Here is a 21732-nt window from a genome sequence, read left to right as displayed (position 1 = left end):
TCACGCCAGCCTTCATGCTGGTCAGCGCACCATCCCAGTCCGTCGCCCCCTCGCAGGCGGGAACCGTGTAGCTGCTATCCCTGCTGCCGCCCTGCTCAGGCACAGGGGTCTTGGCCCGCCTCTTCACCGAGGCGGGCTTTTTTTCGGGCGGGGCGGCGCGGGGGCCGCGCAAGGGCGGGCCGGAATGCCGCGCCGGGGCGGTGAGCCGGTATAATGCAGGGTTTCGAATTGCAGTCCCCTCCCAACCGAATTCCATCCGTATCAGCCCGTCATGCAAGATAAATACAGCCCAGCCGAAGTTGAACAGTCCGCACAGCAGCATTGGAACGCCATCGACGCCTACAAGACCGTCGAAAACGCCCGCGACAAGGAAGGCCGCGACAAGAAGAAGTTCTACGCCTGCTCGATGCTGCCCTACCCCTCCGGCAAGCTGCACATGGGCCACGTGCGCAACTACACCATCAACGATGTGATGTATCGCTACCTGCGCATGAACGGCTACAACGTCCTGATGCCCATGGGCTGGGATGCCTTCGGCATGCCCGCCGAAAACGCCGCCATGGCCAATGGCGTGCCGCCGGCGCAGTGGACTTATTCCAATATTGAATATATGAAGTCGCAGATGCAGTCGATGGGCCTGGCCATCGACTGGTCGCGCGAGATGACGGCCTGCCGTCCCGAGTACTACAAGTGGAACCAGTGGATGTTCCTGAAGATGCTGGAGAAGGGCATCATCTACAAGAAGACCGGGACCGTGAACTGGGATCCGATCGACCAGACCGTGCTGGCCAACGAGCAGGTCATCGACGGCCGTGGCTGGCGCTCGGGTGCCGTGATCGAAAAGCGAGAGATCCCGATGTACTACGCCAAGATCACCGACTACGCCGACGAACTGCTGGAACACGTCGAGACCAAGCTGCCCGGCTGGCCCGAGCGCGTGCGCCTGATGCAGGCCAACTGGATCGGCAAGTCCACCGGCGTGCGCTTCGCCTTCCCGCACCAGATCAAGGGCGCGGACGGCCAGCTGATCAACGACGGCAAGCTGTTCGTCTTCACCACCCGCGCCGACACCATCATGGGCGTGACCTTCTGCGCCGTGGCCCCGGAACACCCGCTGGCCACCCTCGCCGCAGAAAACAATCCGGCCCTGCAAGCCTTCATCGCCGAATGCAAGCAAGGCAGCGTGATCGAAGCCGACATGGCGACCATGGAAAAGAAGGGCATGCCGACCGGCCTGTTCGTCACCCATCCGCTGACCGGCGAGCAGGTCGAAGTCTGGGTTGGCAACTATGTGCTCATCACCTACGGCGACGGTGCCGTGATGGGCGTGCCGGCGCATGACGAGCGCGACTTCGCCTTCGCCCGCAAATACAATCTGCCGATCAAGCAGGTCATCGCCGTGGAAGGCAAGACCTACTCCACCGAAGCCTGGGAAGAATGGTACGGCGACAAGGAAGCCGGCAAGACCATCGCGTCCGGCAAGTACGATGGCCTGGGCTATCAGGCCGCGGTCGACGCGGTCGCCGCCGACCTGGCCGCACAGGGCCTGGGCGAGAAGAAGGTGACCTTCCGCCTGCGCGACTGGGGTATCTCGCGCCAGCGTTATTGGGGCACCCCCATCCCCATCATCCATTGCCCGGATTGCGGCGACGTGCCGGTGCCCGAGAAGGACCTGCCGGTCGTGCTGCCGGAAGACTGCGTGCCGGACGGCAGCGGCAACCCGTTGAACAAGCATGAGCAATTCCTCAAGGTGGACTGCCCCTGCTGTGGCAAGCCGGCCCGCCGCGAAACCGACACCATGGACACCTTCGTGGATTCGTCCTGGTACTACATGCGCTATACCTCGCCGGGCAGCAACGAGGCGATGGTCGACTCCCGCAACGATTACTGGATGCCCATGGACCAGTACATCGGCGGCATCGAACACGCCGTGCTGCACCTGCTGTACGCGCGCTTCTGGACCAAGGTCATGCGTGACTTCGGCCTGGTCAAGTTCGACGAGCCCTTCACCAACCTGTTGACGCAAGGCATGGTCCTCAACGAGACCTACTATCGCGAAGACGCCGCCGGCAAGAAGACCTGGTACAACCCGGCTGACGTGGACCTGTCCTTCGACGACAAGGGCCGTCCGGTCTCGGCCGTGTTGAAGGAAGACGGCCAGCCGGTGATGATCGGCGGCACCGAGAAGATGTCCAAGTCCAAGAACAACGGCATCGACCCGCAAGCGCAGATCGACCAGTACGGTGCCGATACGGCCCGCCTGTTCACCATGTTCGCCTCGCCGCCGGAGCAGACCCTGGAATGGTCCGGTGCCGGCGTAGAAGGTGCCAACCGCTTCCTGCGCCGCGTCTGGGCCTTCGGCTACAACAACGCCGCGCGCATTACCGCCGCCGGTGCACTCGATGCCGCCCAGCTCGATGATGGCCTGAAGACCCTGCGCCGCGAAGTGCACAAGGTCCTGCAGCAAGCCGACAACGACTTCAAGCGCATCCAGTACAACACCGTGGTCTCGGCCTGCATGAAGATGCTCAACACGCTGGAAGCGGCCAAGCCTGCAGCCGGTGCGGCGGGTGACGCGGTGATCGCCGAGTGCTTCTCGATCTTCCTGCGCGTGCTGAACCCGGTGGCCCCGCACATCACCCATGTGCTGTGGCAGCAGCTGGGCTATGCCCAGGCGCAGGGCGACATCCTCGACGCGGCCTGGCCGCAAGTCGATGCGGCCGCGCTGGAACAGAGCGAGCTGAAGCTGGTGGTGCAGGTCAACGGCAAGCTGCGCGGCGAAGTCACCGTGCCGAAGGATGCCGACAAGGCCGCCATCGAAGCCGCCGCGCTGGCCAACGAAGACGTCAAGAAATTCCTGACCGGCGCACCGAAGAAGGTGATCGTGGTGCCGGGCAAGCTGGTCAACATCGTTGCCTGATCCGGCCCAACCTTAACGACGGAACTCCATGCACGCTCAAGTCCAAATCAAGCGTTTCTCGCAATGGCTGCTGCTGGTGGCGGCGGCCGTGATGCTCACGGCCTGCGGCTTCCATATGCGCGGCGCGGCTGACCTGCCCTTCAAGACCATCTACCTGGGCTTCGCGCCCAACTCGGCGGTCGGGGTGGAACTCAAGCGCAACATCGAGGCCAGCGGTGCCAAGGTGCTGTCCGAACCCAAGGAGGCCGAAGCCAACCTGAAGGTGCTGGCCGATTCCCGCGACCGCCAGGTGCTGACCCTGAACACCAACGGCCGCGTGCGTGAATACGCGCTGTTCCAGCGCTTCACCTTCTCCGTCACCGATGCCAAGGGCGTGATCCTGATCCCGCCGACGGCCATCACCCTGCGCCGCGTCATCACCTATGACGAGAACCAGGAACTGGCCAAGCAGGCCGAGGAAGTGCTGCTCTACCGCGACATGCAGTCCGACCTGGTGCAGCAGATCCTGCGTCGCCTGTCGGCCTCCAAGACCGCCATCAAGAACGAGAAGGCCGCGGCCGACTCGGACTCCTGAGCGGCACGCGGAATCAGCATGCAACTGCGCCACGACTCCCTGGACGCCCATCTCGGCAAATCGCTGGCCCCGCTTTACGTGATCGCCAGCGACGAGCACCTGCTGGCGCTGGAAGCGGCGGACAAGATCCGCCGCAGTGCCCGCGCCAACGGCTATACCGAGCGCGAGGTACTGGTGGTGGAGCGCAGCTTCAAGTGGGGTGAGCTGCTGGCGGCCAACCAGTCGCAATCGTTGTTCGGCGACAAGAAACTGATCGAGCTGCGCATCCCCACCGGCAAGCCCGGCAAGGATGGCGGCCAGGCGCTGCAGGATTACGCCGCCAATCTCTCGCCCGACAATCTGACCATCATCAGCCTGCCCAAGCTGGACTGGGCCACGCAGAAAGCGGCCTGGGTCGGTGCCCTGCAGCAGGCGGCGGTCTACATCGACATTCCGCTGGTGGAACGCGCGCAGCTGCCGGCCTGGATCGGCAACCGCCTGGCGGCCCAGCAGCAGAGCGCCGACCGGGCCTGCCTGGATTTCATCGCGGATCGCGTGGAAGGCAACCTGCTGGCTGCGCACCAGGAGATCCAGAAGCTGGCCTTGCTGCATCCGCCCGGAAAGCTCAGTTTCGAACAGGTGCAGGACGCGGTGCTGAACGTGGCGCGTTATGACGTCTTCAAGCTCAACGAAGCCATGCTCTCGGGCGACATCGCGCGCCTGACGCGCATGATGGACGGCTTGAAGGGCGAAGGCGAGGCGCTGCCGCTGGTGCTGTGGGCGGTCACCGAAGAGATCCGCACCCTGCTCAAGCTCAAATCCGGCATGGCCCAAGGCAAACCCGTGGGCGCGCTGCTGAAGGAATACCGCATCTGGGGCCCGCGCGAACGCCTGATGGAGCCGGCCCTGCGCCGCATCAGCCTGGCCGCGCTGGAACAGGCGCTGCAGGAAGCGGCCCTGGTCGACCGCATGGTCAAGGGCCTGCGTGCCCGCAGCTTTGCCGGCGATCCGTGGGATGCCTTGCTGCAACTGGGCCTGAAGCTGGCACGCGGACGCTGATCCGGCCGTACACCCGGCATATCGAATACCGAACATCGAACCCGACGCGCGCATCGCGCCCCGGAGAAAACAGCATGGAAAACATCGACCTCTACATGAACCGCATCGGCCAGCAGGCCCGTGCTGCCTCGCGCGCCATGGCGCGTGCCGATACCGCTGCCAAGAACCAGGCACTGCTGCTGATCGCGGCCGCCATCCGCCGCGACGCTGACGCCCTGCGTGCGGCCAATGCGCTGGACCTGGACGCTGCCCGCGCCAACGGTCTGGCCGAAGCCATGCTGGACCGCCTGACCTTGTCCGACAAGGCCATCGCCACCATGGCCGAAGGCCTGGAGCAGATCGCCTCCCTGCCCGATCCCATCGGCGAGATCAGCAACATGAAGTACCGCCCTACCGGCATCCAGGTCGGCCAGATGCGCGTGCCGCTGGGCGTGATCGGGATCATCTACGAAGCCCGTCCGAACGTGACGGTCGATGCCGCCGGCCTGTGCATCAAGAGCGGCAACGCCACCATCCTGCGCGGCGGCTCTGAAGCCATCCATTGCAATCAGGCGCTGGCCAAGCTGGTCAAGGAAGGACTGGCCGGTGCCGGTCTGCCGGAACAGGCAGTGCAGGTGGTCGAGACCACCGACCGTGCTGCCGTGGGTGCGCTCATCACCATGCAGGAATACGTGGACGTGATCGTCCCGCGCGGCGGCAAGGGCCTGATCGAGCGCCTCATGAAGGAAGCCAAGGTGCCGATGATCAAGCACCTCGACGGCATCTGCCACGTCTACATCGACGACAAGGCCGACACCCGCAAGGCACTCGATGTGGCCTTCAATGCCAAGTGCCATCGCTACGGCACCTGCAACACCATGGAAACCCTGCTGGTGTCGCGCAACATCGCCGCCGCCATCCTGCCGCCGCTGTCCGAACTGTATCGCGTCAAGGAAGTGGAACTGCGCTGCGATCCGGAAGCCGCCGAGATCCTGGCCGGCTACCCGCTGCTCAAGGCGGCCACCGAAGAGGATTGGGACACCGAATACCTGGCCCCCATCCTGGCCGTGAAAGTGGTGGCCGACATGGATGAGGCCATCGAGCACATCAATCGCCATTCTTCGCAGCACACCGAGAGCATCATCACTGAGGATTACACGCGCGCCATGCGTTTCCTGCGCGAAGTGGATTCGGCCTCGGTCATGGTCAATGCCTCGACCCGCTTTGCCGATGGCTTCGAATACGGCCTGGGTGCGGAGATCGGCATCTCCAACGACAAGCTGCATGCACGCGGCCCGGTGGGACTGGAAGGACTGACCTCGCTGAAATACGTGGTGCTGGGCCAGGGACAGGTCCGCCAGTAAGACACACGCACGCCCCCCCAAGCCATCACGCACGACAAGGATAGCCATGCTCTGGATCAAAGCCCTGCACATCGTCTTCATCGCCTCCTGGTTCGCCGGCCTGTTCTACCTGCCGCGCATCTTCGTGAACCTGGCGCAGGAGACCGACCTGGTCGCGCGCGAACGCCTGCTGGGCATGGCGCGCCGCCTGTACCGCTTCACCGGCATGATCTCGCTGGTGGCGCTGGTGCTGGGCGTGTGGCTGCTGGCCATCACCTGGTCGTTCTGGAAGGGTCCCGGCAATGGCTGGCTGCATGCCAAGCTGTTCCTGGTGGTGCTGGTGATCGGCTACCAGCACGCCTGCGGCTCGCTGCTCAAGAAATTCGAACACGGCAAGAACGTGCGCAGCCACGTCTGGTATCGCTGGTTCAACGAAGTGCCGGTGCTGCTGATGCTGGCCATCGTGATCCTGGTGGTGGTCAAGCCGTTCTGATCATTCTGCAACTATCCCAGCAGTCTTCGTCCGCTACATTCCACACTCATCCTTCCGGAGCCGGTCATGAGCAAAGTCTGTGAGTACTTCTTCGCGCCGCATTCACCCTTCGCCTACCTGGGCCACGATCGTTTCGTCGCCCTCGCCGAAAAATACCAGGTGCAGATCCTGCCCAAGCCCTTCGATCTGTCCAAGATCTTCGGAGTCTCCGGAGGCCTGCCGCTGGCCAAGCGCGCACCACAGCGCCAGGCCTATCGCCTCAAGGAACTGGCACGCTGGAGCGAATTCCTGGGCAAGCCCATGGTGCTGCAGCCGACCTATTTCCCGGTCAACAGCGACAATGCGGCGCGCCTGATCATCGCCACCCAGCTGGCCCACGGCACCGCCGCCGCACTGCGCCTGACCGGCGCCATCATGCGCGCGGTGTGGGAAGAACAACGCAACATCGCCGACCACGACACCCTGGTCGCCATCGCCAATGCCAATGGCCACGATGGCGCGGCCCTGCTGAAGTCGGCCGAAACGGCCAGCGTGCAGGCCGAATTCGACCGCTTCACCGACGAGGCCAATGCCGCCAGCATCTTCGGTGCGCCGTGGTACGTCTACGACGGTGAAGGCTACTGGGGCCAGGATCGCCTGGACTTCATCGAGCGTGCCTTCGCGAAAGGCTGAGCGGCCAGCGTACAATGACGCCGGACTGCGCAGCGAGCCGCGCAGTCCGGCTTTTTTCATTTTTGTTACTTTGTTTTCCAACGGATAAAAGGTACTCCCATGCAAGCTCCCGACACCAATTACTCTTACTTCTGTCCCTGCCCGCGCGGCCTGGAAACGGCCCTGGCGGAAGAACTCAACGAGATCGCCCAGCACGCCGGCCCCGCCGCCAACCTCAAGGTGCACAACCAGGTGCCCGGTGGCGTGCACTGCTCCGGCACCCTGCTGGCGGCCTACCAGATGAACCTGCACTCGCGCATCGCCAGCCGCGTGCTGCTGCGCATGGGCCATGGTTCCTACAAGAACGAGAACGACATCTACGACCTCACCCTGGCGCAAGCCTGGGAAGACTGGTTCAAGGTCTCGCACACCATCCGCGTGGACCTGACCGCCGTGAAGTCGCCCCTGCGCAGCCTGGAGTTCAGCACCCTCAAGATCAAGGATGCGATCTGCGACCGCTTCCTCGACCAGTTCAAGCTGCGCCCATCGGTGAACACCCGCACGCCTGACATGCGCATCGCCGGTTTCGTCGATGCCCACAATTTCACGGTCTATCTCGATACCTCGGGCGAGGCGCTCTTCAAGCGCGGCTGGCGCGAAGAAACCGGTGATGCGCCGCTGCGCGAGAACCTCGCTGCAGGCCTGCTGCGCACCGCCGGCTGGAAGCCGGGCGTACCGCTGTTCGACCCCATGTGCGGTTCCGGCACCATCCTGGCCGAGGCGGCGCAGATCATCGCCGGCGTACCGCCGGGCGCGCGCCGCCGCTTCGCCTTCGAGAAGTTCAGCAACTTCGATGCCGATGCCTGGTTCGCCATCAAGGGCGATTTCAAACCCAATCCGATTCCGACCACGCCCACGCTGTTCGGCAGCGACATCTCCGGCGACATGGTGGAACTGACCCGCAAGAACCTGGTACGCGCCGGCGTGCATTTCGAAGTGCCGCTCAAGCAGATCGAAGCGCAGGAAATCAAGCCGCCGGTCGATGCCGAGGGCAAGCCGCTGGTCGGCATCATCCTCTCCAATCCGCCCTACGGTGAACGTATCGGCGTGCGCGGCGACCGTGCCTTGCCGACCGAGGAATTGTTCACGCAGTTCTTCAGCGCCTTCTCCAGCACGCTCAAGCAGCGCTTTGCGGGGTGGAGCGTATTCCTGTTCTCGGCCGACCTCGGCCTGCCCAAGCTGATGCGCCTCAAGGAAGCCCGCAAGACCCCGTTCTTCAACGGCGCCCTGGAATGCCGCCTGTTCCGCTTCGACATGGTGGCCGGCTACAACCGCCGCGAGGAAGCCAAGCCGGTCTCGCGCGACAGCGAAGACTGATCCTCTCCGGCGCGGATGGATTGTCAACTTCTCCAAGACAATCCATCCCGCCGCCACCGGTTTATCCGGCCTGCCTTCTTCCCTACAGTGTGGACTTGGCGACTGCCGTTGCGCATGCAAGAAAAAGCAAAAGCGCAACGCTCGCCATCCTTCATCCACTCCACACTTTTCCGGGATCACCATGACCACCGTTACCGTCAACACCCGCGCCGACTACGCCGCCTTCCTGCTGCGCGTCACCATGGGCATTTTCTTCCTGGTCCACGCCGGCCTGAAACTGTTCGTCTTCACACCCGCCGGGACCGTCGGCTTCTTCGCCTCGCTGGGCGTGCCGGGCTGGTTCGCCTATCCGGTCATGGCACTGGAAGTGGTGGGCGGCATCGCGCTGGTACTGGGCTTCTACGGTCGCTGGCTGGCCCTGCCGCTGGCAGCGGACCTGCTGGGCGCGATCGTGCTGGTGCATGGCAAGGCCGGCTTCTTCTTCACCAATCCCAAGGGCGGCTGGGAATACCTGGCGCTCTGGATCGTCGGCCTGCTTGCCGTGTTCCTGCTGGGTGATGGCGCATTTGCCCTGAAGCGTGAAGCGCAGCGCTGATGGCGCATTGATGGCATCATCAGCCAACAATCTCTCGCAGGAACAGCGCCGGGCCCGTGCCCGGCGCACGCCATCCGGCGACAAAGTTTCAAACCGCATCAAAGCAGTCAATGTTCCAAACGTTTTAAATGTTTTATATCGTTTATAGCGATTCACAAGGAAACCATCATGTCCACCGTGTCCACTCTCTCCAGCACCGTCGATAGCCTTCCCCTGCCCTCGCTGTTCGTCTCGCACGGCTCGCCCATGCTGGCCGTCGAACCGGGCCGCACCGGTCCGCTGCTGGCCAGCATCGGTGCGACGCTGCCGCGTCCGCGTGGCATCGTGATGGTGTCGCCGCACTGGGAGACGTTCACGCCGCGCGTGGGCAACCAGCCCAAGCCGCGCGTGATCCATGACTTCGGTGGTTTCCCGCAGGAACTCTATGAACTGGACTATCCCGCCCCCGGCGCACCGGCGCTGGCCGAGCATGTGGCGCAACGCCTGCGTGACGGCGGCCTGCCGGCCAATACCGATGGCGGCTGGGGTCTCGATCACGGCGCCTGGGTGCCGCTGCGCTATCTCTATCCACAAGCCGATGTGCCGGTGATCCAGCTTTCGCTGCAATCGCAGCAGCCGCCTCAATACCACTATCAGGTTGGCCGTTTGCTGGCACCACTGGCCAAGGAAGGTATCCTGCTGGTCGGCTCGGGCAGCTTCACGCACAACCTGCGCGAACTGCGCCGCAACGAGATCGAGGGAGGCGATGCGCCGCATACGCTGGAATTCCTGCGCTGGTTCCTGGACCGCATGCAGGCCGGCGACCTGCAGGCCCTGTTCGGCTACCGGACCACGGCCCCGCATGCGGTGCGCACGCATCCCAGCGACGAACACCTGCTGAGCCTGTTCTTCGCCATGGGCGCGGCCGACGACTGGACACAGCTGGTACACCTCGACAGCGGTTCGACGTATCATAGCCTGCGCATGGACGCCTTCGCCTTCGGCACCGGTGCCCGCCTGCTGGCACAACTTCCGGCAGCTGCCTGAGCCGCCGTCTGTTCCGGGGGGTGCCAGCGCAGCGCCCTCTCGGGGAAAACACGATTTGAACAAACTGCGTGAAATCGAATGCTTCATCGCCGTGGCCGACCTCGGCAGCTTCGTCAAGGCGGCCGACGCGCTGGGCATCTCCAAGGCCGCCGTCTCACGCACGGTACTGGAACTGGAAGCGCGCCTGGGTTCGCGCCTGATGCAGCGGACCACCCGGCGGCTCTCGCTGACCGAAGCCGGCAGCCTCTACCTGGAACGCTGCAAGCAGATAGTTGCAGCGCTGGAAGAAGCCGATGACCTGCTGCTGGCCGGCAGCGCCAAGCCCGCCGGCCTGCTGCGCATCAATGCTCCCGTGACCTTCGGCATCCTGCACCTGGCACCGCTGTGGCCGATCTTCCTGGAACGCCATCCGGAAGTGGAACTGGACATCACCCTCTCGGACCGCATCGTCGACATCATCGACGAAGGCTATGACCTGGCGATCCGCATCGCCCGGCTGGCCGATTCCACGCTGATCCACCGCAAGCTCACCAGCACCAGCCTGCCCATCTGCGCCTCGCCCGCCTATCTGGAAGCGCATGGCACGCCGCGCCACCCGCACGAGCTGGCGCAGCACCAGATCATCAGCTACAGCTACAACCACGGCAAGGACGAGTGGCAGTTCAGCGGGCCGGAAGGTCCGGTGAGCGTGCGCGTCAATGCGCGCATGCACGTCAACAATGGCGACAGCTGCGTGCAGGCAGCGCTGGGCGGCATCGGCATCACGCGCCAGCCGACCTTCATGATCGACCAGTACCTGCGCAGCGGACAGCTGGTCCCGCTGCTCACCGACTACACCGTGCCGGACCTCGGCATCTACGCGGTCTACCCCAGCCGCGCGCATCTGCCGGCCAAGGTCAGGGCGATGCTGGACTTTCTGTCCGAAGCCTTCGCGCAGGTGCACTGGTCCGGACCGGCCGAGGCCTGATCGCCTGATCCCACGGCGGCAGCAACGCAGACGTTCTCGCAGCGCGCCCATGCTCTCCCGCAGGGTGGCTTGAACGGCAGCCATGCATAATTTTCATGCATCCTCACACAAGCTTGCAGGCTCGTCTTGCGGACGCTGCACGCGCGCGCAATTGCAGTGGAGCAGACCGGCGCATGCGATTCTGGCTCGCTTTCTGGCGGGCCTGTCCGGGCTGAAGCGCCATTGACACACCGTCTTCTATCGTCGACATTGACCATATGGCGAACGCTTTGTCCATATATTGAACAAAGTCCGGATTCAACAGAAGAACATCAGGAGACCCCACATGACAGCCACCGGCACCCCCATGCCCGCCGATCTGAACATGAAGCCCTACCAGTTCCCCAACCCCAAGGAAGCGCCACTGGAGATCGTGGTCAATCCGGCGGTCCCGGAGGACGAACGCGTGTGGGTGCCGCAAGCCGAGAATGTCTGGTTCCGTCCGCTCTGCCTGAATGTCTCGCAGGGCTACTGGACCAACCTGCTGCGCGTGCGCAAGTCCGGCGTGCTGTCGCGCCACCGCCATCCGGCACCGGTGCACGGCATGGTGCTCAAAGGCCGCTGGCGCTATCTCGAACATGACTGGATCGCCGAACAGGGCAGCTACGTCTTTGAACCGCCGGGCGAGACCCACACCCTCTACGTGCCCGAGGACGTGGAAGAGATGATCACCTACTTCCACATCACCGGCGTCATGTTCTATTGCGACCCCTGGGGCAAGTTCGAAGGCTACGAGGATGTCTTCACCAAGCTCGACATGTGCCGCAAGCACTATGAAGCGGTCGGCCTGGGCAGCGACTACGTCGATCGCTTCGTGCGCTGAGGATGCATGACATGACTTATTCCCGCGCATCCCATGACTTTGGCGGCTGCGTGGCCGTGGTCACCGGCGGCCATGGCGGCATCGGCACAGCCATCAGCGCACGCCTGGCCGCTGGCGGCGCGCAGGTGGTCGTCTGGGACCAGCAGCATGACGCGGCCTCGCCCTATCGGCAAGAAAGCCTCGACATCACCGACGCCGCTGCGGTCATGCAGGCCGCACAGCGATTGCTGGCCGACACCGGGCGCATCGATTTCCTCATCAACAACGCCGGTTACGCCGGTCCGACCGTGCCGCTGGACGAGTATGACGTGGGTGAGTGGCATCGCATCGTGCAGGTCAACCTGCTGGGCGTCTTCCATGCCTGCCGCAGCGTGACGCCGGCCATGCGCGCGGCCGGACGCGGACGCATCGTCAACATCGCCTCGCTGGCCGGCAAGGAAGGCACGCCCAATGCCTCGGCCTACAGCGCCGCCAAGGCGGGCGTACTGGCGCTGACCAAGTCCTTGGGCAAGGAGCTGGCCGAGACCGGCGTGCTGGTCAACGCCATTGCACCGGCCGCCGTGAAGACCGCACTGCTGGAGCAGATGTCGCCGGCCCATGTGCAGACCATGATCGCCAAGAGCCCCATGCATCGCCTGGGCAGCGTCGATGAGGTCGCCGACATGTGCGCATGGCTGTGCTCCGGTTCCTGCAGCTTCAACACCGGCGCGGTGTTCGATCTTTCGGGCGGACGCGCAACTTACTGAGCGGCTTGCCGCTCAGCCACCAGAATCATCCGGGCAAGCAAGGATCGCATGCCGGGGCAGGCAGCCGCCGCCCGGGCAGCGCCGGACAAGCAACACGCAGGGACGGACTCCACACCGTCCTTGCGACTGCATCCTTGCATGACGCTTCGAACCTGTCCTCGACAGCGAGCTGCGCGACAGACGCAGCCGTTACGAAGCACGCCAATGGCAGCACATCATTCACACTGGAGACGCACACCATGGAAGTCCAAAAGGAAAAGAGCCCCCGGCTCAAACGCATACAGCTCGTGGCACTGAGCTTCCTGATGCTGGCCGGCATCGTCAACTACCTGGACCGCAGCACGCTGTCCATTGCCAATCATTCGGTGAGCCAGGAGCTCAACCTCTCGGCCTCGCAGATGGGCCTGTTGCTGTCGGCCTTCTCGCTGGCCTATGCCTTCTCGCAACTGCCCATCGGCGCCATGCTCGACAAGTTCGGCGCACGCGTGATGCTGGGCGCGGGCATGTTCGTCTGGTCGCTGGCGCAACTGGCGGGCGGCTTCGTCCATACGCTGCAGCAATTCCTGGTGGCGCGCGTGTTCCTCGGCCTGGGCGAAGCGCCGCAGTTCCCGGCGGGAGCCAAGGTGGTGTCCGAATGGTTCGCCATGCGCGAGCGCGGCGGGCCGACCGGCATCTTCGTGGCCTCCTCCACCATCGGCCCGGCACTGGCCCCGCCCATCCTCACGATCCTGATGCTGTCCTTCGGCTGGCGCATGATGTTCATCATCATGGGCCTGCTCGGCATCGCCGTCTCGGTGGGCTGGTACCTGTTTTACCGGAATCGCAACGAAGTCCAGCTCACGCCTTCCGAAGTGCTCTATCTCGCCGATGACCACGACCAGGATCCCAACGCCAATGCCAAGCTGAGCTGGGCCGAATGGAAGAGTCTGTTCACCTACCGCACCACCTGGGGCATGCTGTTCGGCTTCATGGGCGTGATCTACATGGTGTGGCTGTACCTCACCTGGCTGCCGGCCTATCTCGAACATGAACGCCATCTCTCCATCGCCCGCACCGGCTGGGTGGTGGTGATCCCCTACATCTTCGGCACGCTGGGCATGCTCTCCTCCGGCTATATCGCCGATGGCCTGATGAAGCGCGGCATGCCCGCCATCCGCAGCCGCAAGTGGCCGATCTGCGCGGGCCTCATCGGTGCCGGTGCCTTCACCATTCCGGCCGCCTACACACCCAGCACCACCATGGCCATCGTCTACATCTCGCTGGCCATGGCCTTCGTGAACATGGCGTCCGGCGGTGCCTGGGCGCTGGTGTCGGTGGCCATTCCGCGCCGCCTGGTGGCCTCGCTGGGCAGCATGCAGAACTTCGGCGGCTATCTCGGTGGCTCGCTGGCCCCGGTCATCACGGGCGTGGTGGTGGACCAGACGCACTCCTTCGTCAATGCCCTGCTGATCAGCGCCGCCGTAGCCTTTGCCGCTGCGCTGGTCTACATGTTCGTGGTGGACAAGCCGATCGAGGCGCACGCCGCATGACGCAATGCTTCATGCCCCAGTAGCCTGACCCGATGCCGCCGCCCGACGGGTAGCGGCATCCAGCCAGTCTCCTGCCACTCACCAGAAGGAATTTTCATGAGCTTCATTCCCGACCTGCTTCAGGGCAAGACCGCCCTCGTTACCGGCGGCACCCAAGGCATCGGCGCAGCCGTTGCACGCCAGCTCGCCGCACTGGGCGCACGCGTCATCGCTGCCGGCCTGCCGCCCTTTGCGCATGCGCCATTCGAGGGCAGCGGCATCACCCTGGCGGAGATGAATGTGGCCAGCGAAGACAGCGTACGCAATGTGCTGAGCGGTCTCACGCAACTCGATATCGTGGTCAACTGCGCCGGCATCATCAGGCGCGGCGAGGAACTGGAAACGGATGTCTTCGAGCAGGTCATCGCCGTAAACCTCACCGGCACCATGCGCGTCTGCGCTGCCAGCCGCGCATTGCTCAAGCAATCCGGAGGCTGCATCGTCAATACCGCGTCCATGCTCAGCTTCTTCGGCGGCGGACTGGTGCCAGGCTACAGCGCCAGCAAGGGCGGCGTAGCGCAGCTGACCAAGTCGCTGGCCATCGCCTATGCGGCTGACGGCATTCGCGTCAATGCGGTAGCCCCCGGCTGGATCGCCACGCCGCTGACCCAGGCCCTGCAGGATGACCCGGTGCGTGCCGGCCCCATCCTCGCGCGTACGCCGCTGGGCCGCTGGGGCAAGCCGGAAGACATCGGCAATGTCGTGGCCTTCCTGTGTTCGCCGGCGGCCTCCTTCATGACCGGTGCCATCGTGCCGGTCGATGGTGGCTATCTGGTGGCCTGAAGCGCCGCCGCAATGCTTTCACGTGCAATGCCATTTGCCCGCGCCGGCTCCAGACGGCGCGGGATTTTTTGCACATGGGCTCGGCTATAATCTGGCGCGAATTCGGTACAGAATTCTGTACGGATTTCCGTACTGAATCTTGTACGCAATCCTGCCCCTGTCCTTGATCCACTCCTGCCCCACGATCCCGCGCTCATGCCCGACCACGACAAACAAGCTGACGACAACAAGATCGCGGGCACTGCCGCCTTCTCCAAGTTCATGGCGGTGCTGCAGCTGATCGCCGATCAGGAGGCGCCGCTCTCCATTGCGCAACTGGCGGCGCTGTCGGGCTATCCGCGTCCGACGGTGTATCGCATCCTGGGCGCGCTGATGGCCGAGGGCATGGTAGTGGAAAACCCGCGCAGCAAGCAGTATGAAGTCGGCCCGCGCCTCATCCATCTGGCCAGCCGTGCCTGGGACCGCAGCGACATCCGCACCACCGCCATCGAATCGCTGCGCCAGCTGCGCGACATCACGCGCGAGACGGTGCACCTGGCCGTGCCCAGCGATCACAGCATGGTCTACATCGAGAAACTGGAGAGTCCCCAAGCCGTGCGCATGGATTCGCGCATCGGCACGCGCGTGACCTTGTATTCGAGTTCAGTGGGAAAAGCCTATCTGGCCGGGCTGGCGCAGGCGCAGCGCGAACGCCTGATGCGCACGCTGCACCTGGAAGCCTTCACATCCAACACACACACCACGCTGGAGGCGCTGCGCGCCGATGTCGAAGAGACCCACACGCGCGGCTACGCCGAAGATCGTGAAGAAAACGAAGCGCAGATTTTTTGTTACGGTGCCGCCATCGTCGGTGCCGATGGCGTGCCGGTAGCCTGCGTGAGCGTGAGCATTCCGCTCTATCGCCGCCTGCCCGATGCGCAGCAGGCGTATGTGACACCGCTGCTGCAAGCCTGCGCGAACATCTCGCGCAAGCTTGCCGGACCGGGCTGAGTCCGGTCCGATTCTGCCCGTACTCCCTGCAGGCGATCAGGCCTCGGGCGGCAATTCCACCTTGTAGATTTCCTTGCCGTCGGTGTTGTGCAGCGTGACGGTGAGGGTCTTGCTCCTGGCGTCGATCTTGCCGATGCCGAAGAACTGCAGCAGCTCGGCTGGCGAACGGTTCTGCTTCATGTCCGCCGGGATGCTGACGAAACGCACATCCGGACCAAAGGTGCGATCGATCTCGCCCGGTCCGAAGGTCCCCGCATTGATGGGGCCGCCGACGAATTCCCAGAAGGGCTTGAAGTCGGTGAACTGCGCACGCTCGGGCGCGTAGTGCGTGGCTGATGCGTAGTGCACATCGGCGGTCACCCACACCACGTTCTTGATGTCGTGCTGCTTGATGAAGCGCAGCAGTTCGGCCACTTCCAGTTCGCGCCCGGAGGGCTTGCCGTTGTCAGCATTGGCCCAGGCCTCAAAGGTTCCCTGGGGCACATCCGGGTTCAGGTCCGGCACCACGATGGAGAGCGGCATGTCGCTGGCGATGAGCTTCCAGGTCGAGCGCGAACGCAGCAGCGCCTGCTTGATCCAGCGCATCTGTTCGGGGCCGAGGAAGTCGGCATCATGGCCGCCCTTCTGGCGATTGGGAGAATTGCGGCCACGATAGCTGCGCTCGTCCAGCATGAACACGTCCAGCAGCGGGCCGTGGTTGAAGGCACGGTAGATGCGGAAGGGATCGGCGCTGTCGATGCGGAAGGGATTGTGTTCGAACATGGCCTGGCGCGCGCGGGCGGCGAGCACGTCGATGTTGCGTTCGTCGTAGCGCTTTTCGGCGGCACCGATCACCTGGCCGGGATACCAGTTGTTGCGCACCTCGTGGTCATCCCACTGCACCAGGAAGGGCACCTCGGCGGCGAAGCGGCGCTTGTTGGCGTCCAGCATGTTGTAGGCGAAGTTGCCGCGATAGTCGTCCAGGGTCTGCGCGACCTTGGATTTGGCTTCGGTCACCACGTTGCGCCACAGCGTTCCGTCCTCCAGCTTCACTTCGGCCTGGATGGGACCATCGGCATAGATCTGGTCGCCCGAGTGGATGAAGAAATCCGGACGGAAGCGGCGCATGCTTTCATATACGCGATAACCGCCCCACTGTTCGTTGATACCCCAGCCCTGGCCCGCTTCGTCGCCCGAGAAGGCGAAGGTGATGTCGCGCGCCTGGGCAGGCGTGGTGGCGGGCAGCATGAGGCTGCCGGTCAGCGGTTCGCTCAGTGCGGACTCATGCACCAGATCCTGGAAGCGCACGCGGTAGTAGACACGCTGGCCGCCAGGCAGGCCGCGCAGGTCGATGCGGGCAGTGTAGTCCTCGCGTGCCAGTGCGGTGGGACCGGCGATGCGCACCGGGTTGCTGAAATCCTCGCGGGTGGAATACTCGACCAGCATGCGCGCATTGCGGTCGGTGCGCGCCCAGATCATGGCGCTGTCGCGGGTGACATCGCCGCTCATGATGCCGCCGGGGAATTGCGGGCGCAGGCGCTCGGAGGTGACGATGGCGGGGGTAGCGGAAAAGGCGGCCGGTGCGGCCAAGGTGGTAGTGGCGGCAATCGTCGTGACTGCGCTGTCGCGCAGGAAGCGGCGGCGGCTGTGGTCGGCTGGCGGGTTGCGGTCTGGCATGGCGACTCCTGTGAGGGTGAGGGAAAGAGTGACGAAGACACGGGGGCTTGCAATCTAGCAACCGAATATGACCGTCCGATGAAACCCTGCTGACCAGTCCTGACCGCAGAAACATGCAGCGCTCTTCTCGTAAAAAATGCGGCCCTCGGGCCGCATGATCTCGCCTCTTCCCGATGGATAGTGTCGGGTTCGATCCCTGCATCACACTATCTCAACGACAGCGGACTCTCACGCAAGATCGTTCACCCGAAATCCGTTGATGCCGAGATCGTTTCCCATGCGTCGATTTCCTCGCCCATCCGCGCCAGCTTTTCGCGCACCAGCTTGACGGCATCGCTGCCCAGCAGGAGATGGACCGGCGCGTTGGCATCGCCGGCCATGTCGAGGATCACCTGCGCCGCCTTGGCCGGGTCGCCGAGCTGGTGTCCGCTCTTGGCCTGGCGTGCCGCACGGATCGGATCGATCACGGCATCGTAATCCGCAATGCTCCGGGGCGAGCGCACCATGGAGCGCCCTGCCCAGTCGGTACGGAAGGAACCGGGCGCCACGGCGGTGACCTTGATGCCGAACGCCGCCACTTCCTTGGCCAGGGTCTCGGAAATGCCTTCCAGGGCGAACTTGCTGCCGCAGTAATAGGCGATACCCGGCATGGTGATGAATCCGCCCATGGAGGTGATGTTGATGATGTGGCCGCTGCGTCTTGCACGCATGGTGGGCAGCACGGCCTTCATCATGGCCACGGCACCAAACACGTTGACATCGAACTGGTGCCGCATCTCTTCAAGCGAGGATTCTTCGAGCGCGCCCTCATGTCCATAGCCGGCGTTGTTGATCAGCACATCCACCGGAGCCAGGTGCTCGGCCGCCGCAGCAATGGCGGGGAAATCGGTCACATCGAGAACGATGGCCGTCGCCCGTGCGGGATCAAGCTGCTCGAATTGCTCTTTGGCGGTCTGGCTGCGCACTGTGCCTGTTACTGAATGACCAGCCTTAAGAGCCGCATCCGCCAATGCCCTGCCAAAGCCCGAGCTCACGCCCGTAATCAGGAAATGCAATGTCTTCGAATTTTTCATGGGAATCCTTGTAACTCCTTGATGGTGGCCTCTCCGGAAGGCCGAAGCAGCTTCCCGATGCAGAGGACGATGGGTGCCATCATAGGCAGGACTCCACAAATCCACCATGTCGGTTAGCATGTGGTGTTTGCCTAAAACTATGAGATTGCTCATGTCGGGAAGCACGAAGAAATCCGCGCAGAAAAAATCGAATGCGCATCAGCGCATGGTGCAGCTGCTCACCGAGCTCGCCCCTGACGAGGGCTACAACCTGTCGCTGCTGCCGGATGTGCGCTTCCTCAGGTCCAACCGTGCATTGAGTGAAACGCCGGTCCTCTATGAGCCGGGCATCGTCGTGGTCGTGCAGGGACGCAAGCGTGGATTCCTCGGCGGGCAAACCTATCTCTATGATGCCCGGCACTACCTGGCTGTTTCGGTACCCGTCCCGTTCACGATGGAAACCGACGCCACAGAGAAGACACCTTTGCTGGCGATCTATTTCCGGCTGGATTTTCAACTGCTGGCTGAAGTGCTGGTGCAGATGGACGATGCCGACCTCTCCGCCCATCCGCAGACCATGTTCGCGACCCGGATGGATGCCAGCATGTCCGCCTCCGTGTTGCGTTTTCTGGAAGCGATGCGGGTGCCGATGGAAGCCAGGATCCTGGGCCGTTCACTGGTGAAGGAAATCTACCTGCGGGTACTCACGGGCCGGCAAGGTGCCTCCATGCGCGCCGCACTGCGCACCGACGGGCAGGTTGGAAAAGTGGCCAAGGCCATCAGGAAGATCCATGCCGCCTACGCGGACAAACTGGATGTGGAGCAGCTCGCGCACGAGGCCGGAATGAGTCCGCCTTCCTTCCATGCGCATTTCAAGGCGGTCACCGCCACCTCGCCGATGCAATACCTGAAATCGACGCGCCTGCATCAGGCGCGTCTGCTGATGCTGCGCAATGGCCTGACGGTGGCCGAAGCCAGCGCACGCGTCGGCTACGAGAGTGCATCCCAGTTCAGCCGCGAATTCAAACGCCTGTTCGCCCTGCCGCCGACGCAAGAGGTGGCGCGAATGAAGGATGCGTATGCGCTGCCCGATCCGGAACCGTCGGCGCTGTTCGTGTCATCGCACTAGCGCCTGTTCAAACCGGGTCTGCGAGGTACATGACCGCCAGGGGGCGCAGCGTCCTGGATTTCCCACGGCGGATGATCGCCGAAGTCCTCCGCAAGATAGTCGACGAAACGGCGGACCTTGAGCGGGATTCCTCGCGCGCTCGGATAGACGGCCTGGATGGCCAGTGCAGTGGCGCGGTAATCCGGGAGCAATGCAATCAACCGTCCCTGCCTGATGTGCTCACCGAAAACGAAGGCCGGCCCGTAAGCCACACCCGCGCCCGCCAGCACGCAAGCCAGAAGCATCTGCATGTTGTTGGCTGTCACACGGCAGGGTCCGTCGAGGCGATGTGCCTGTCCCGCCGCATCGATGAATGTCCAGTCTCCGGCAGACACCGCGTCACTGAAGGCCAGACGCGGCAGGCGCGACAAGGCTTCCGGCGTGGCAGGCAGGCCATGCTGCGCGATCAGGCCGGGGGAGGCGCAGGCAATCATGCTGCAGGGTGCCAACCGGCGCGTGACCAGCGCAGGATCGTCGAGCTTTCCGATGCGGATGGCCACATCCACGCCCGCATCGATCAGATCGACATAGCGGTCGCCGAGCACGACCTCGACGTTGACCTCCGGGTGATCCGCCAGATAGCGCGCAACGACCGGGCCCAGGTGCATCGCGCCGAAAGTCACCGGCACCGCCACCCGCAGCAGGCCGCGTGCGCTACATTGCACGGCAGTCGCTTCGCGGTTCGCCTCATCGAATGCCGCGAGGATCTGGCGGCAACGCTCGAAATACGTCCGGCCCACATCGGTGAGGCTCAGGCGGCGCGTAGTGCGCTGAAACAGACGCGCCCCCAGCTCCGCCTCGATCTGGCTGACGTGCTTGCCCGCCATCGCCGGCGACAGCGCGAAGCGACGCGCGGCCCCGGCAAAACTGCCCTCCTCCACTGCGGCCACGAAGACATTGAGGCTCATCAGTTTGTCCATGCAGCTCCCTATTCGATCATCTGAGTATCGACTGTGACTAATAATCTGCCAATTATAAATTTTTCGCATGGAATCTACCATTGACTCTCCCCCCATCACAAAGGAGCAGACACATGCATATCGAAACCAACGGAACGCGCATCCATGTTGCCCTGCAGGGCAGCGGCGAACTGGCGCTGGTGTTCCTGCATTACTACGGCGGCTCGTCGCGGACCTGGGATGCGGTAGCCGCGCGACTTGCGCACCGCGGCCGCATCGTTGCCACCGACCATCGCGGCTGGGGCCGCTCTGATGCGCCGGCCGAGGGCTACCGGATTGCCGACCTGGCCGCCGATGCCGAGGGTGTCATTGCCGCGCTGGGACTGCAGCGCTATGTCCTGGTCGGCCACTCCATGGGTGGCAAGGTGGCGCAGCTGATGGCCTCGCGCCGGCCGCACGGGATCGAAGGGCTGATCCTGGTGGCACCGTCCCCGCCTTCGCCCATGCTGCTCTCCGCTGAACAGCGCGCCATGCTGGTGGGTGCCTACCAGACGCGCGAATCGGTGGAGTTCGTGATCGATCATGTGCTGACGGCACAACCGCTGACGGCGGCCCGCCGTGCACAGGTCATCGAGGATAGCTTGCAGGCTGCGCCGCAGGCCAAGCACGCCTGGCCCAACGTGGCGATGGCGGAGGACATCACCGCGGAGGTGGCCCTCATCGACGTGCCCACGCTCGTCATCTCGGGCGAGCACGACCAGGTGGACCGGATCGCGACGCTGCAGGCAGAGCTTTTGCCGCGCATTCCGCAGGCGGCACTGCACATCTTGCCCGGCGTGGGCCACTTGTCACCATTGGAAGACCCGGAGGCGGTGGCGCAGCAGATCGCAGGCTTCATTGACGCGCTGACCAAACCGAAGCGGACATAAGCAGCGATAGGTAGACAGGGCCTGGCAGCCAACGCACCAAAATGCAGCCCACCCTCGCTACCCGGCACCGATATGCACGGAGTTCGTGCATATCGGTGCCTGACATCGTACAGGCG

At 63.9% G+C, this 21732-nt stretch carries 20 protein-coding genes; 17 read left to right on the top strand and 3 right to left on the bottom strand.

What is annotated here, in order from left to right:
- Positions 1 to 271: 271 nt before the first annotated feature.
- The 15 genes from leuS (at position 272) to J2X56_RS20665 (ending at position 15912) form a co-directional block, all read left to right on the top strand.
- Entirely contained in the window at positions 272 to 2920 is a 2649-nt protein-coding gene (gene leuS, locus J2X56_RS20735; RefSeq protein ID WP_039789529.1) for a leucine--tRNA ligase, read from the top strand.
- A gap of 28 nt (positions 2921 to 2948) precedes the next feature.
- Complete coding sequence (lptE, locus tag J2X56_RS20730; RefSeq protein ID WP_051057643.1) at positions 2949 to 3494, top strand: LPS assembly lipoprotein LptE; 546 nt, start codon at positions 2949 to 2951, stop codon at positions 3492 to 3494.
- An 18-nt stretch (positions 3495 to 3512) separates the two neighbouring features.
- Positions 3513 to 4532, top strand: a complete 1020-nt coding sequence (gene holA, locus J2X56_RS20725) for a DNA polymerase III subunit delta (RefSeq protein WP_121042941.1) — start codon at positions 3513 to 3515, stop codon at positions 4530 to 4532.
- 74 nt (positions 4533 to 4606) lie between these two features.
- The gene (locus J2X56_RS20720; RefSeq protein WP_134135522.1) at positions 4607 to 5875 is read left to right on the top strand and encodes a glutamate-5-semialdehyde dehydrogenase; all 1269 of its coding nucleotides are present in this window, start codon (positions 4607 to 4609) and stop codon (positions 5873 to 5875) included.
- Positions 5876 to 5921: 46 nt separating this feature from the next.
- Positions 5922 to 6347 carry a CopD family protein gene (locus J2X56_RS20715; RefSeq protein WP_008325441.1) on the top strand — a complete coding sequence of 142 codons (426 nt, stop codon included), beginning with the start codon at positions 5922 to 5924 and terminating at the stop codon, positions 6345 to 6347.
- A 66-nt stretch (positions 6348 to 6413) separates the two neighbouring features.
- A complete protein-coding gene (locus tag J2X56_RS20710) occupies positions 6414 to 7019 on the top strand; it encodes a 2-hydroxychromene-2-carboxylate isomerase (protein ID WP_310162232.1) in 606 nt (201 codons plus the stop codon).
- A gap of 99 nt (positions 7020 to 7118) precedes the next feature.
- The gene (locus tag J2X56_RS20705; protein WP_121042938.1) at positions 7119 to 8375 is read left to right on the top strand and encodes a class I SAM-dependent RNA methyltransferase; all 1257 of its coding nucleotides are present in this window, start codon (positions 7119 to 7121) and stop codon (positions 8373 to 8375) included.
- Positions 8376 to 8556: 181 nt separating this feature from the next.
- A complete protein-coding gene (locus tag J2X56_RS20700) occupies positions 8557 to 8970 on the top strand; it encodes a DoxX family protein (protein WP_310162228.1) in 414 nt (137 codons plus the stop codon).
- A gap of 168 nt (positions 8971 to 9138) precedes the next feature.
- Positions 9139 to 9996 carry a class III extradiol ring-cleavage dioxygenase gene (locus J2X56_RS20695; RefSeq protein ID WP_310162226.1) on the top strand — a complete coding sequence of 286 codons (858 nt, stop codon included), beginning with the start codon at positions 9139 to 9141 and terminating at the stop codon, positions 9994 to 9996.
- Positions 9997 to 10051: 55 nt separating this feature from the next.
- Complete coding sequence (locus J2X56_RS20690) at positions 10052 to 10963, top strand: LysR family transcriptional regulator (protein WP_121042932.1); 912 nt, start codon at positions 10052 to 10054, stop codon at positions 10961 to 10963.
- A gap of 325 nt (positions 10964 to 11288) precedes the next feature.
- Positions 11289 to 11825: a 2,4'-dihydroxyacetophenone dioxygenase family protein gene (locus J2X56_RS20685; RefSeq protein ID WP_310162223.1), complete on the top strand. Its 537-nt coding sequence runs from the start codon at positions 11289 to 11291 to the stop codon at positions 11823 to 11825.
- Positions 11826 to 11836: 11 nt separating this feature from the next.
- Positions 11837 to 12571 (top strand): SDR family NAD(P)-dependent oxidoreductase, encoded by a 735-nt coding sequence (locus J2X56_RS20680; RefSeq protein WP_039789935.1) that lies wholly within the window; start codon positions 11837 to 11839, stop codon positions 12569 to 12571.
- Between the two features lie 239 nt (positions 12572 to 12810).
- Positions 12811 to 14100: an MFS transporter gene (locus tag J2X56_RS20675; protein WP_121042928.1), complete on the top strand. Its 1290-nt coding sequence runs from the start codon at positions 12811 to 12813 to the stop codon at positions 14098 to 14100.
- 96 nt (positions 14101 to 14196) lie between these two features.
- On the top strand, positions 14197 to 14922 hold the full coding sequence (locus tag J2X56_RS20670) for an SDR family NAD(P)-dependent oxidoreductase (protein WP_134135531.1): 726 nt from the start codon (positions 14197 to 14199) through the stop codon (positions 14920 to 14922).
- A 195-nt stretch (positions 14923 to 15117) separates the two neighbouring features.
- Entirely contained in the window at positions 15118 to 15912 is a 795-nt protein-coding gene (locus J2X56_RS20665; protein WP_034340063.1) for an IclR family transcriptional regulator, read from the top strand.
- A gap of 36 nt (positions 15913 to 15948) precedes the next feature.
- Here the strand turns inward: J2X56_RS20665 and J2X56_RS20660 are convergent, their stop codons facing one another.
- Entirely contained in the window at positions 15949 to 17568 is a 1620-nt protein-coding gene (locus tag J2X56_RS20660) for an alkaline phosphatase (RefSeq protein WP_121042924.1), read from the bottom strand.
- A gap of 242 nt (positions 17569 to 17810) precedes the next feature.
- Positions 17811 to 18641 carry an oxidoreductase gene (locus J2X56_RS20655; protein ID WP_121042922.1) on the bottom strand — a complete coding sequence of 277 codons (831 nt, stop codon included), beginning with the start codon at positions 18639 to 18641 and terminating at the stop codon, positions 17811 to 17813.
- A 205-nt stretch (positions 18642 to 18846) separates the two neighbouring features.
- Between J2X56_RS20655 and J2X56_RS20650 the strand changes: the two genes are divergently transcribed.
- A complete protein-coding gene (locus tag J2X56_RS20650; RefSeq protein WP_199725092.1) occupies positions 18847 to 19749 on the top strand; it encodes an AraC family transcriptional regulator in 903 nt (300 codons plus the stop codon).
- Here J2X56_RS20650 and J2X56_RS20645 read toward each other — a convergent pair.
- A complete protein-coding gene (locus J2X56_RS20645) occupies positions 19746 to 20708 on the bottom strand; it encodes a LysR family transcriptional regulator (protein WP_121042918.1) in 963 nt (320 codons plus the stop codon). The two genes, J2X56_RS20650 and J2X56_RS20645, sit on opposite strands and share 4 nt — an antisense overlap.
- A 113-nt stretch (positions 20709 to 20821) precedes the next feature.
- On the opposite strand from J2X56_RS20645, the gene J2X56_RS20640 reads away from it, so the two are divergent.
- Positions 20822 to 21616 (top strand): alpha/beta fold hydrolase, encoded by a 795-nt coding sequence (locus tag J2X56_RS20640; RefSeq protein ID WP_121042916.1) that lies wholly within the window; start codon positions 20822 to 20824, stop codon positions 21614 to 21616.
- Positions 21617 to 21732 lie beyond the last annotated feature (116 nt).

The sequence above is a fragment of the Herbaspirillum sp. 1173 genome, from assembly GCF_031455335.1.
Lineage (GTDB): Bacteria > Pseudomonadota > Gammaproteobacteria > Burkholderiales > Burkholderiaceae_D > Herbaspirillum > Herbaspirillum huttiense.
Note: the sequence above shows the minus strand (reverse complement) of the source record. Positions and strands in the feature narration are given on the sequence as shown.